At 50.7% G+C, this 12,290-nt stretch carries 13 protein-coding genes, 2 pseudogenes and 1 CRISPR repeat array; of the genes and pseudogenes, 12 read left to right on the forward strand and 3 right to left on the reverse strand.

Annotated features, from left to right (window positions below; translation table 11 throughout):
* From B5G06_RS13110 to B5G06_RS13150, 9 genes and pseudogenes are all read left to right on the forward strand, one after another.
* A pseudogene (locus tag B5G06_RS13110) lies at positions 1-387 on the forward strand (hypothetical protein); the annotation flags it as partial.
* Positions 384-617, forward strand: a complete 234-nt coding sequence (locus B5G06_RS13115) for a hypothetical protein (protein WP_021659472.1) — start codon at positions 384-386, stop codon at positions 615-617. The pseudogene B5G06_RS13110 and the gene B5G06_RS13115, both read left to right, overlap by 4 nt.
* Before the next feature lie 471 nt (positions 618-1,088).
* Positions 1,089-2,423, forward strand: coding sequence for a plasmid recombination protein (locus B5G06_RS13120; protein ID WP_087189499.1), 1,335 nt, complete (start codon positions 1,089-1,091; stop codon positions 2,421-2,423).
* A gap of 145 nt (positions 2,424-2,568) precedes the next feature.
* Positions 2,569-2,868: a hypothetical protein gene (locus tag B5G06_RS13125; protein WP_087189500.1), complete on the forward strand. Its 300-nt coding sequence runs from the start codon at positions 2,569-2,571 to the stop codon at positions 2,866-2,868.
* Positions 2,869-3,008: 140 nt separating this feature from the next.
* On the forward strand, positions 3,009-3,224 hold the full coding sequence (locus B5G06_RS13130) for a helix-turn-helix domain-containing protein (protein ID WP_087189501.1): 216 nt from the start codon (positions 3,009-3,011) through the stop codon (positions 3,222-3,224).
* Positions 3,208-4,257 (forward strand): DNA cytosine methyltransferase, encoded by a 1,050-nt coding sequence (locus B5G06_RS13135; protein WP_242955502.1) that lies wholly within the window; start codon positions 3,208-3,210, stop codon positions 4,255-4,257. Before B5G06_RS13130 ends, B5G06_RS13135 begins: the two co-directional genes overlap by 17 nt.
* Positions 4,205-5,080 (forward strand): NgoMIV family type II restriction endonuclease, encoded by an 876-nt coding sequence (locus tag B5G06_RS13140; protein WP_087189503.1) that lies wholly within the window; start codon positions 4,205-4,207, stop codon positions 5,078-5,080. Before B5G06_RS13135 ends, B5G06_RS13140 begins: the two co-directional genes overlap by 53 nt.
* Positions 5,080-5,499, forward strand: a complete 420-nt coding sequence (locus tag B5G06_RS13145; protein WP_087189504.1) for a very short patch repair endonuclease — start codon at positions 5,080-5,082, stop codon at positions 5,497-5,499. The genes B5G06_RS13140 and B5G06_RS13145 overlap by 1 nt, the downstream gene beginning before the upstream one ends.
* 32 nt (positions 5,500-5,531) lie before the next feature.
* On the forward strand, positions 5,532-7,454 hold the full coding sequence (locus tag B5G06_RS13150) for an AAA family ATPase (protein WP_087189505.1): 1,923 nt from the start codon (positions 5,532-5,534) through the stop codon (positions 7,452-7,454).
* A 302-nt stretch (positions 7,455-7,756) separates the two neighbouring features.
* Here the strand turns inward: B5G06_RS13150 and B5G06_RS13155 are convergent, their stop codons facing one another.
* From B5G06_RS13155 to istA, 3 genes are all read right to left on the reverse strand, one after another.
* Positions 7,757-8,293 carry a helix-turn-helix domain-containing protein gene (locus tag B5G06_RS13155; RefSeq protein WP_087189509.1) on the reverse strand — a complete coding sequence of 179 codons (537 nt, stop codon included), beginning with the start codon at positions 8,291-8,293 and terminating at the stop codon, positions 7,757-7,759.
* A gap of 137 nt (positions 8,294-8,430) precedes the next feature.
* On the reverse strand, positions 8,431-9,171 hold the full coding sequence (gene istB / locus B5G06_RS13160; RefSeq protein ID WP_087189506.1) for an IS21-like element helper ATPase IstB: 741 nt from the start codon (positions 9,169-9,171) through the stop codon (positions 8,431-8,433).
* A 2-nt stretch (positions 9,172-9,173) separates the two neighbouring features.
* Positions 9,174-10,712 carry an IS21 family transposase gene (istA, locus tag B5G06_RS13165; RefSeq protein ID WP_087189507.1) on the reverse strand — a complete coding sequence of 513 codons (1,539 nt, stop codon included), beginning with the start codon at positions 10,710-10,712 and terminating at the stop codon, positions 9,174-9,176.
* 174 nt (positions 10,713-10,886) lie between these two features.
* Positions 10,887-11,186: a CRISPR direct-repeat array (repeat unit 36 nt; unit sequence GTTTGAGAGTCGTGTTGTTTTAGATGGTAGTCAAAC).
* Between the two features lie 95 nt (positions 11,187-11,281).
* Here istA and B5G06_RS13170 point away from each other — a divergent pair.
* From B5G06_RS13170 to B5G06_RS13180, 3 genes and pseudogenes are all read left to right on the forward strand, one after another.
* Entirely contained in the window at positions 11,282-11,614 is a 333-nt protein-coding gene (locus B5G06_RS13170; protein ID WP_204220861.1) for a DUF3846 domain-containing protein, read from the forward strand.
* Positions 11,611-11,868 carry a hypothetical protein gene (locus B5G06_RS13175; RefSeq protein ID WP_087189508.1) on the forward strand — a complete coding sequence of 86 codons (258 nt, stop codon included), beginning with the start codon at positions 11,611-11,613 and terminating at the stop codon, positions 11,866-11,868. Before B5G06_RS13170 ends, B5G06_RS13175 begins: the two co-directional genes overlap by 4 nt.
* A gap of 72 nt (positions 11,869-11,940) precedes the next feature.
* Positions 11,941-12,290: pseudogene (locus B5G06_RS13180) on the forward strand (hypothetical protein); the annotation flags it as partial.

Consider the following 12,290-nt stretch of genomic DNA (forward strand, 5'->3'; position numbering starts at 1 on the left):
CGCATGGAAACGGAGCCGCACAAGGAACCGCCGGACCCTGTGTTGGAAGCGGTGGCCCGGATGGTCAATGCCAGTCAACCGGAGTGGACGGGCTCTCCATCGGAGCTGGCCGCAGCGGTACAGGTGGGCATGGCGGCAAATGCGCTGACCAAATATCTGAATGTCAAATCCGGCAGGCTGCTGGAAGAATATCATGTGGGCTACGAGAACAGGGCGCGGCACGCCGGACGGCAGGTGAAACTCACCTATATACTGGTGGAGGCTCCGGCCTTTGAAGTGGTTGATGATGGGCGCGACGGTAGCGACGGTTGCAACGGTGAAAATGCTACCCCCCAAACAACCGTCGCTATCGTCGCAGCCGTCGCGGAGAGGAACGGAAGCGAATGAAGAATGTGCAGATTCCCTATGACTTGTTCGTGGCGCTGGTGGAGTATCACCTCGGCTATGATGACGAATACGAGGATGAAATTCGGCAGGGATTGGAACAAAAGCTGGACGCTTTGGTGCGGCACGAGCTGTATGCCAAATATAAAACTGCGCCCAGCCCGGAAGAACGGGAACAGGCCAGGCAGGCGTATCTGGACCGGCGCGGCGTGTTCCCAGATTTTCGCTGGTAACAGGGCTTTACTTTCGTACTAATCTCGCAAATGAAATTAGCATCAAAGTCAATTTTCTCCCTGCTGGCATGGACAGGAGCGTGACACGCTCCTGTGGCTGGCTGACAAGGCGAATTGGCTGGCAGCACACACTCTCCGCATCCTTCGTCCCCATCGAAAAATCCGCAGATTTGGAGATGGCTGGGGCCGGGGAAACCCGGTGGATTTTCCCGGCCCGTGGGCGGTGGAATTGGAGCAAACACGGTTGCGAAAAGACCGCCGGTCACACCGCATTTTGAGACTGTGGGTATCACCTGCAAGCCGAAAAAGGCGGCAAGGCTCCCGCAGGAGCCGCATTCCCCCTCGGAGAGCCCACGATACTTTGCAGCCGCAGGATGAAAGTATCATAGTGGGTTATTACACTTCCGCAGAAGTGCATCCCCAAAAGCTACCCGCATCTCAACCGCCCTTGTGGGGCGAGAAAGGAGTTCTATGGCAAGAGGCGACGGTATCCATCGTACCAGCGCAAGAAATATGAGACTAACCACACCCAAACTGAAAAACGCGCAGCAACACAACGAGCGTGAAAAAGAATCGTATGTCAACCAGGATATTGTTCCGGAACGCTCCCATCTGAACATTCACTTCAAGAAACCGGCTGGAGGCTATCTGGAACAGTTTGAACAGATGGAGGCCAACGGAATCATCTCCACACGCGGTATCAAAGAGGACGCTTTCCGCTACGGTGAGCTGATCTTCGATGTGAACTCCGCCTACTTTTTCAACCATGGCGGATATGGCTTCGCAAAACAATTTTACCACGACGCCTACCAGGCCGCAATCAAAATTGTGGGCGGCGAACAGTACATTCTGTCGGCAGTCATGCACGCCGATGAGCGCAACCGGGCTATGTCCGAGGCGCTGGGGCAGGATGTGTACCACTACCACCTTCATGTGGTCTATGTGCCGGTGGTGGAGAAGCAGATCCGCTGGTCCAAACGGTGCAAGGACAAGTCGTTGATTGGCAAGGTAAAAGAAACAGTCATGCAGGTCAGCATGAGCAAGAAGTGGGCCTCCAAGCCGGTTCTGGATGAAGTCACTGGCGAACCGCTGAAAACGGCGAAGGGCAAGCCCGTTCTCAAAAAATCATACAGCGTGTTACAGGACGATTTCTTCCAGTATATGCGTGAGGTCGGGTATACCGATGTGGAGCGCGGTGAGCGCGGCAGCTCCGAGGAACATCTGACGGTGACGCAGTTTAAGGTGGAAAGAGAACAGGCGCGGCTGGCGGAGCTGCAAACAGAAAAATCGGAGGTTCAGGCGGAGATCGGCCAGCTTCGGACAGATAAGGCCGAAGCCGAGAAGGCGGCCAAAGAAGCGCAGACGGAACTCCGCCTATTAGCGCCTAAACTAAAACACATGGAGAAATTGGCGGCCGAGTATTCCTCCGACCCGGAGGACCTGCTACCGCTCCCTGATCGTATGGAGTCCGCCAAATCCTACCGGGAGAAAAAGTCCAAACCGCTGTTGGAGAAAATCGTCAAGGTGGTGCGCTCCGTTTACCGGGCTTATCTGGATGTCTGCCAGAAATTTGAGTTGTTGCAGCGCAAATATGATACGGAGGTTCCGTATTTAAAAAAGCAGTTGGCCGAGGTCAGGGACGAAAACGTGGAATTGCAGGAAACCGCCAGAGACTATGACCGGCTGTGCCGGGCCTATGGGCCGGAGCGGGTAGCCGAAACGGTGGCCGCTGTTAAGCGGCAGGAACAGGCGGAAAAAGAGCAGAAACGCAGTCAAAAGCAGCGGCATGACCGGGATGCGCGGTAATCCCGTGTAGAGCTGAGAAAATAGGATTTTTGCGGATAGAGACATCTGAACTGAATCATGTATCGTTTGGATGCTTTCTATCCGAAAATCCGCCTACTTTTGCCGGTGTAGAGCCGCAAAAAAATTATGAAAATACGGAGGTTATATGAGAACAGGTCTTTCCAAGAAGCAAAAGACAACCAGCATCTTTTTTGACGAGGCAAGCCCTATCATTGAGGTGTGTACCTACAACACTTCCCTTAAAAACCGTTTGAGCGAGTATTCGGCAAAGTACCCAGCCGAGTGCCGGTTGGTGGATGACGATGAGAACGGTTGTCTCACATTTGAGATCAGAAAGGGGCGGTTCAGTTTTAAGCTGAACGCACCATACAGGGCAGAGCGCCGGAAGGCGGCCAGTGAGCTGGCAAAGAAGAATATCCAGAATTTGCGGCAAGGCAAGAAGTGATATACGCCGCCCGTGGGGAGAATGGTTCCCTGCGGGCGGCTTTTTCGCTTTGACACTCATGATTTTGTGAGATTATCTTGAATATTCGTGTCTGCTGTGCTATAATAAAAATGAATTCGACAACGAATGGAGATTTCGTTATGCCGGTTAGCTATGATAAGTTATGGAAAATACTGATAGATAAGAAAATGAATCGTACTGACCTAAAAGATGCGGCTGGTATCAGCTTCAATGTTTTGGCCAAAATGGGACGAAATGAGTTTGTTTCAATGGAAAGCCTGCATAAAATCTGTCACACCTTATCTTGTGATATAGGCGAAATCATGGAGTTTACTGACAATGATGAACACGAATAACACAAAAGTTTCCCCGTTTTACGGAACTGCCAGGAGAGATCAATTTATGCAGCAACCATTGACTTGCGTTGAAATTTGCGCTGGCGCGGGTGGACAGGCTCTGGGCCTGGCTATGGCGGGCTTTGTCCACGTTGCCCTTGTGGAATATGAAACTGACTATTGCAAAGTTTTGAAAGAAAACCGCCCGGAATGGAATGTCATTTGTGCCGATGTCCACGATTTTGATGGACGTCCATATAGGGGTGTAGACTTGCTTGCTGGCGGTGTTCCGTGTCCTCCTTTTTCTGTGGCTGGCAAACAGCTTGGAAAAGATGATGAACGCGACTTGTTCCCGGAGGCAATCCGGCTTATCGGCGAAATTAAACCAAGAGCAGTCATGTTGGAAAATGTGCGTGGGTTCTTGGACCCTGGATTTGATGAATACAGGGAGCATATCTTCTCCGAAATCAAAAAACTGGGCTATGTCACTCACATTAAATTACTCAACGCATCCAATTTTGGAGTTCCGCAGTTGCGGCCAAGGGTTGTAATTGTTGGGATACGGAAAGATCAGCTTGGTGCGTTTGCTTATCCTGAAGAAAAGCCGGACAGTGCGCCCCCAGTTGGAAAAGTGCTATATGACTTGATGGCTGAGAACGGATGGGAAAAAGCCAAGGAATGGGCGGCTCGTGCTGACCGGATTGCCCCCACCTTAGTTGGCGGCTCAAAAAAGCATGGTGGCCCCGATCTTGGCCCCACACGAGCCAGGAACGCATGGGCCGAACTCGGAGTGGATGGACGGGGGATTGCCAACGAAGCACCGCCTGCTGGATTCGAGGGAATGCCCCGATTGACGAGCCGAATGATGGCCAGAATTCAAGGATTTCCAGACACATGGACCTTTGGCAAACGAAAGACCGTGGCTTGCCGCATGATTGGCAACGCTTTTCCACCCCCGGTTGCCCAAGCAGTAGGAGAAAAAATTAAGGAGTGTCTTGAGTATGGATGCGCTGATTGCAAACGCGAGATTCCACTTTCACAAGCAGTTATTTGAAACAAATACACTGACTTTAACTTCGGCCGGAGTGGCGTCCAACGCCGATACCAGTAGCCGCGGCTCCAAGGCAATAGCCCGCAGGATTGTTGATATTCTGGTAGATGAGCAGCATCATGCGGTTTCAACGGTTGATAAGATTTCCGGTCAGACGCTTGGTAAGCAATTTGAGACTTTGACTATGGATTTCTTACGGGAAACCTTTCCAAACCTCCAAAATCTTCGCCCTGGGCACTGGACAATCCTTCAACTCGGCAATAACAATAAGCTGAAAACCAGCGATTTTGCCCAGTATGAGCATCTAGCATACTTGAATGAGCTTACTGCGCAGAACGCTCAGTTGGCCGCTGCATTGGGAAACGATTACTTAGTTGCGCCGGATGTGGTCATTTACCGTGACTTGTACGAGGATAGCGAAATTAACGCTGCCCAGTGCATCGTTGATGGCGATGTCAGCAAAATGGCGGATATTCGCAAGGCAAACGGTGGAAAACCGTTACTCCACGCCAGCGTATCTGCTAAGTACACCATGCGGAGCGACCGGGCACAAAATAGCCGGACTGAGGCATTGAATTTAATTCGCAATAGGAAGGGACATCTGCCCCACATCGTTGTAGTGACAGCGGAACCGATGCCAAACCGGCTTGCTTCTCTCGCCTTGGGAACGGGTGATATTGACTGTGTTTATCACTTTGCTCTTTATGAGCTGATTCGTGCTGTAAAAGAAGTAGGGTCCGAAGATGCTGCTGAAACTTTGGAAACACTGGTCCAAGGGAAACGGCTGAAAGATATTTCCGATCTCCCGCTGGATTTAGCTGTATAATGGCTGATACGATTTCTTCTGACCGGAGAAGTAAAATCATGTCCCACATTAAGAGCAAGGATACCAGCATTGAGATGATGGTACGCCGCCGTCTCTTTGCGATGGGATACCGGTACCGGGTTAATTATAAGGTATTGCCGGGCAAGCCTGATATTGTCTTTACCAAGAAGAAAATAGCCATTTTCATTCACGGATGCTACTGGCACGGGCATGACTGTGGAAGCCGGTACGCCCATACAAGCCAATCAAATAGAGCATATTGGGGCCCAAAAATAGAGAGGACAAAGCAGCGGGATCAAGAGCATATTCAAGAGTTGGAAGCCCTTGGGTGGAAAGTTGTTGTGCTTTGGGAATGCGAAATTAAGCAAGGCCTTGAAAATCTGCTATCAAAGCTTGATGACCTCCTAAAAAGTGACTGATAGTATACTTTAACTGTGAAGGATGTGAAAAAATGCTTCTAATTGATGTCAGGATAAAAAATTACAAGTGCATTTTAGATTCTGAGACATTTTCAATTGATCAATTGACCTGCCTTGTTGGAAAGAATGAATCCGGGAAAAGCGCCATTCTCCAAGCGCTATATAAACTAAACCCTGTCGACAAGGAAGATACCTACGATGCGTTGTATGAGTATCCAAAAATGTATCAAACAGATTTTGAAGCAGGTCTTATTGAGGATGGGGATACAGTTGTAATCTCGCGTTGGAAATTCACCGCCGAAGAGATTGAAGCATTGGAAAAACAGTTCGGTACTGATTTTATAGGTGATTCGACTGTTGTCACTATTTCAAATGGCTACAAGAACAAACGTACATGGGATTTTGATGCGAATTTTCATGCGCTATTTGGAAAGAAAATGGAAGAGTGTGGATTTGAGCCCTCTGATCGAGCTCAAATTCCATCGTATGATTCCATTGGTGAAGTGCGCGCACAGTTAAAAAGTATTAGTGCATTATCTGAAGCCGAGCAAGAATTTAAGAAATGGTTTGATGCATCTTTTCCTAACGACAGGTTAGATGCGTTCGCCGAAAAGAATTTACTACAGTATTTGCCCAAATTCTCTTATTTTTCAGAATACCAAAAGCTCCCTGGCAGAATTGCATTAAATAATTTTGTTAGAAAAAGCTCTGAAGGAAAACTTACAGCGAATGAAAAGGTATTCGAGGCGTTGCTATCCTTGGCTAATACTTCTGTCTCCGAGATTAAAGAGTCGAACAAGCTGGAGGCATTGATAAATAAAACGCGTGGCATATCGAGCAAAATTACACGAGAAATTTTTACATATTGGAGCCAAAATAAGCATTTGAAGGTTGAATTTCGATGTGATATGGCAAAAGCAGGCGATGAACCTCCATTTAATGACGGATACATTTTTTCAACTCGCATAGAAAATACACGCCATGATTCTTCAGTATCTTTTGATGATCGAAGCGCCGGCTTTGTCTGGTTCTTTTCTTTCTTAATTTGGTTTAATTATTTGCAAAAAGTAGAGGACAATTTGATCATCTTGTTGGATGAACCAGGACTTACGCTTCATGCAAAGGCACAAGGAGATTTGATTCGCTACTTCAAGGAAAAAATTATTCCAAAGTTTCAATTAGTGTACACGACGCATTCTCCATTTATGCTGGATTTCTCAGACATTCTTTCGGCAAGAACTGTTGAAGATGTTACAGATGAAAACGAAAATATACTCGGAACAAAGGTGGGATCGAAGGTTTTAAGTAAAGACCGTGACACTACTTTCCCGCTTCAAGCTGCTTTTGGGTACGATATTACCCAAACCTTATTTATCGGGAAAAATACACTGTTAGTTGAAGGCCCATCTGATATACTTTATTTAACATATTTTTCGGAAAAACTCCAAGAATTGGGGCGAAATGGACTAAGCAAAGATTGGACCATTTGTCCATCTGGAGGCATTGATAAAATTCAAAGCTTCGTTTCGCTTTTTGGAGGAAATGCGCTTAAAATTGTCACATTGACAGATTATCATCCAGGCGATAAAAACAAGATTGACCGGCTTAAAAAGAGTGGGTTACTGGAAACGAGTCACATCCTTTTGGCCAGTGATTACACCCAATATTCCTCAAGTGACATTGAAGATATTATCGGCGCTGCAGCTTATGTAAAACTTATAAATGCTTGCTATGAGTTAACTGGTGATAAAGCGATTGCGATAAAGTCAGTCAAGGATGGTGAAGTTCTGCACTCAACGGAAGCAATACTTTCGCAAAATCCATCTGTACATTTTGACCACTATAGGCCAAGTATGTATTTAATTAAGCATCCTGATATTTGGGAAATCGAGGATATAACCGATGCATTAGACAGATTTGAAAGGGTGTGCTCTGATATAAACAAAGCATTATAAAGAATATTGTTCCTTTGATAGCCGTAGGGTGATAGTTTTTTGATAGCAGAATTTTGGATAGACCATAGGATAAGGATAATCTGTATCAAAGTAAATAACACCGAATCAAATCCTCTATACAAAAAAGTTTAGAAACGGATTTGACTCGGCGAGTGGGAATGATTTCAGAGGCCCGGAAAAGCCCGTGATTACTGGGTTTTTCAAGACTTGATGCCCTCTGTGGCAACGATTTGGCAACAGTTTTCATTATTCCAAAGATAAAGAGCTACCTGATTTGTGAAAGTCAGGTAGCTCTTTTCGTTTTACTCATCTTTGTCAGGCTGCTTCTTCAATTCATCCACCAGCAGATCGCTGAGGCTCTGGGAGGGGACAACCTTGTGCCAGTGGCCTGTAGTATCAAACTCCGGGTAGCGGTAACGCCAGCGGTCGTAGTCCTCTTTGCTGATCTCCCCCGACTTCAACTTAATCGCCTGTTTGCCCCAGGCACAGAGCATCTCATGGAGTCTGGCCGCGTCTTTACCTTGGAACACGTCCACTCGAAGATGTATTTCTCCGTCGCATTCGCAGATTTTTAGGCCGTAGCGGTCCTCCAGGGTAAAGAGTGTGTGCATAAGCCCCACATAGGAATCAATGTCCGGTACGGCCAGCGCATGGGGGGAGACATCCAATATCTGTGCCAGCGCGGCAGTCAGGTCCGCTTTGGGTGTCCGCGACCCGTTCTCATATTGGGCAAGGCGGACATCGGCGGACTTCTCCGGGAAGCCCAGCGCCATACCAAGATATTTCTGTGTCATGCCCCGCAGGGTACGGAAAAAGTGAATGCGCTCTCCAATCGCCATAACGTGCGTACGCCGCTCAAAAAGTGCAACTTGACCGCAGATGATGGTGCATAGCCACCGCTGGAATGGTGCACCCATTCCGCGGAAATGGTGCATGGCGGCCGGGGGCGTGGTGCACCGGACCGCCATGCGGGGGATTACTCGGGGATGCCCTTGCGCTTGCGCATGGATTCGCCCTCGATCTGGATGGTATAGGCGTTATAGATTATACGGTCACAGATGGCGTCGGCCAGGGTCGGGTCGTATAGGTTTTCGTGCCACTCACTGGTATCATACTGGGAGCAGAAGATAGTGGACGTCACCTTGTTCCGAGCCTCTACCAGTTCCAGCACATCCCGGGCTTCTGCCTCCTTGAGGGGATAGAGCAGCCACTCATCCAGGATGAGCAACTTGTCCTTCTTGAGTTTTTTCATGTAGTCCCGGTAAGTGCCGTTAGCCCGGGCCACAGAGATCTCCACCAGCAGATCCGGCAGACGGATATACCGCACGGAATAAAAGCTGCGGCTGGCGGCCATGCCAAGGGCGCAGGCCAGATAGGTTTTTCCAGCTCCAGTGGCTCCCAGAATGATGACATTATGTGCTTCCTGAAGGTAGGCACAGGAGGACAGACGCAGGATCTGCTCCCGGTCCAGCTTTCGTTCCGGATGGTACTCAATATTCTCGACACAGGCGGCAGGGTCCGCGTAGCCGGCATTGCGGATGAGCCGGGTCAGGCGGTTGCTTTTCCGGGCGCTCCACTCCGCGTCTACCAGCATGGCAAAACGGTCCTCAAAGGATACCGCCTGGAACTGTGCATCCTCCAGTTGGGCGGAGAAAGCCTCCGCCATGACGCCCAGACGCATTTCATGCAATTTCCGTACCGTTTCATTGCTCAGCATGGTTATTCCCCCCTCTTATAGTAGCCGGCGCCTCTGGTAAACTTATGGGCCTTTGGCTCTTCCAGCTTGGCCGGAGCGTCCTCAGCGAGCAGCTTGTCCTGCCCGGATTTCAGGATGGTCTGGACGCTTTTCAGGCTGGGGGAAGTGGTGTAGGCGAGGGCTTTCCGGCAGGCACTCTCCAGACGCTGAGGGGAATAGCGCTCTGACAGTTTTAGCAGAGCCATACAGGACTTGTAACCCTGCTGCTCCACCTTGTGGGCGGAGAGGAAAAGCCGCACCACGGCAGCGGTATGCTGACCAATCTGTTCTGCCCAGCGGAGGAAACGCTCGCCATTCCATTGCAGGTAAGCCTGGTGGTCCGGCGGCATATGGCTCTCCACCGTGCTGTACTGGTTGGGACGGCCCTGGAGACGCAGGTGAGAGGCAATCCGGGTACCGGCAAAAAAGATCTCCACGGTGGTCCGGGTAAGGCGTACATCCACCTGCTGCTTGATGTACTCATACGGTACGGAGTAGTTCATGTGCTCCACGCTGATGTGATAGTTATATTGGACCGTGGCCACCTTCCAGACCGCCAACTCAAACGGCGCAGCCGGGAGGGGCAGCAGGAACAGTTTCTCCTCCGCAAAACAAGCTGCACGGCTGCCCTCCCGTTTCTGGAAGGGCTTGTGGTTAAAGACCTCCAGCTTTTCTCGGATGGCCTGATTCAGTTCCGCAAGGGACAGGAATTGGCGGTTGCGCAGGGCCGCCAGGATCCAGGTGGAGACCACGCCAACGGAACCCTCCACAAAGGCCTTGTCCTTGGGGCTGCGGGGACGGGCCGGAAGAATGGCGGTGCCGTAGTGCTCTGCCATCTCCTGGTAGGACTTGTTGAGTACTGTTTCTGTCCGGGAATTCCTGACTACACCGGTCTTGAGATTGTCCGGCGTGAGGATGCGGGTGACCCCGCCGAAATACCGGTAGGCGTTGACATGGCCAGTGATCCAGGCCTCCTGCTTCATGTCCAGGAAGGCCTCTGTGTAGGCGTAGCCGCTGTATGGCAGCACCGCTACAAACAGGTATGCATCCAGCCGCTCCCCTGTGTCTGTGTCCACCAGCGCTGCCGTCTGACCGGCCCAGTCCACCTGCATAGTCTCGCCGAGCTTGTGCTCCAAGTGCATGGTGGCTTTCGTTTTGTGGACATAGTCTGCGTAATACTTGTTGAATTGGGTGGATTTGTAGGGCAGCTCGCCGCTTTGACGACACTGCTCGCAGTATTCCACCCACAGCAGGCTCAGGGTGACGCCGCTCTTCTGCATCTCTTGGTGTACCCACTCATAGTCCGGCATCTTGTAGACAGGGTTCTTTTGCTCGGTTGGAAATAGCCGCTTGGAAACTTCCTGCTGCGACATGGACTGAGCTTGCTGCCAGCTAAGCTTCTGTTCCCGAGCCCTGGCTAATGTACGGGTGACCGTGTTGCGACCACAGCTGGTGGCATCCGTAATTTCCCGGTGGGTAAGCCCCAGGCTTTTGAGCCGGAGGATCTCTTTGTGATTGACCATGGTAAAGCCTCCCTAAAATGAATTTGCATCTGATGATGCTGAATCCATTTTAGTGGCCATCCTGTCAATGCACCATGTCTGCGGTGACCATGCACCATGTCTGCGGTCTGGCTGCACCATTCGTGCGGTCTAAGGGCACCGTTTCAGGCGGCGTATTCACACTGGTCCAGCGGAGTTTGAGAGTCGTGTTGTTTTAGATGGTAGTCAAACAAGGTGTCCAGGGTACTATATATGAGGTTTGTTTGAGAGTCGTGTTGTTTTAGATGGTAGTCAAACAACAGGAAACCCGGTTTCTTTCTCCCACACGTTTGAGAGTCGTGTTGTTTTAGATGGTAGTCAAACGATAAATCAAATCAACAACGGCATTTCTCCGTTTGAGAGTCGTGTTGTTTTAGATGGTAGTCAAACGTGGAGCGTAACTGTAACACCTGCCAGCACGTTTGAGAGTCGTGTTGTTTTAGATGGGAATTGCATATTCCGGAATTGGCAAGCGTACAGCTATATACTATAACCATGAAGCCCAGGGAGCATATGCTTCCTGGGCTATCCTTTTATCTGGAGGTATGGTTATGAACGTATTGCTGGTCCCACCCCTGGAGCTGCCCCGGGCAGAAGAACTGGACAACACCCTGGAAGCCATGCAGCAGGCGGTAGGCGGCCCCATCCAGGCCGTGTATCCCTTTGAGGAACCGGTAGCCCTCATCTGCCACGAGGAGGGCAAGCTGGTGGGACTGCCCCTCAACCGCTGCCTGCGGCTGGAAAACGGGGAGATTTACGACATTATCGCAGGTACCTTCTTCCTGTGCGCCGCCCCGCCGGACAGCGAGGACTTTGAGAGCCTGTCGCCGGAGCAGCTGGAGCGGTACCGCCGCCGCTTCGCCTGGCCGGAGATTTACCTATGATGGAGCGGCTGATGGAGGACGGCTTCCGCTACGGGGAACCGGTGTACACCCAATGCTTAGAGGAGATGATAGCCTTGTCAGAGGAACTGCGCAAACAGCTGGACCGGGAGGCGGCCGATCTGCTGGACAGGTTAGAGGATGTCTTTGTGAAACGGGAGACGGCTTCCGTGGAGGGCGCTTTCCGGGAAGGCGTCCGGGTGGCCATTCTGCTGGCCCTGGACCTCTTTCCCCCTTCCGGACCGCCCGAACCTTGAACTGTATACTATAAGCTACGATGGCCTCGGGGAAAGCCCCGGGGCTTTTTGGCGTTTTAAGGAGGAATTACCATGAAAGAACTGCATACCTGCGAACTCTGCGGCGCTTCTCTGCCAACCGAGCAGCTGTACCATTTCGATGGCCAGGAGCTGTGCGCCCAATGCCTGGACAACCACACCCTGTTCTGCAGCTATTGCGGCGAGCGGATCTGGGAGAGTGACAACGCCGGCACCACTGACACGCCACTGTGCCAGGATTGCTTCGACGACCACTATGTCCGCTGCTGCCGCTGCGGTGCTCTTGTGAGAGAGACCGGGGCCTATTACGAAGAGTCGGACGAATTTGACGAGCGGCCCTACTGCCTGGACTGCTTCCATACCCTGTCCCGGGACAAGCCCATCCACGATTATTATTACAAACC

Origin of the sequence: Flavonifractor sp. An52 (genome assembly GCF_002159385.1) — a bacterium.
Taxonomy (GTDB): Bacteria; Bacillota; Clostridia; order Oscillospirales; family Oscillospiraceae; genus Flavonifractor; species Flavonifractor avicola.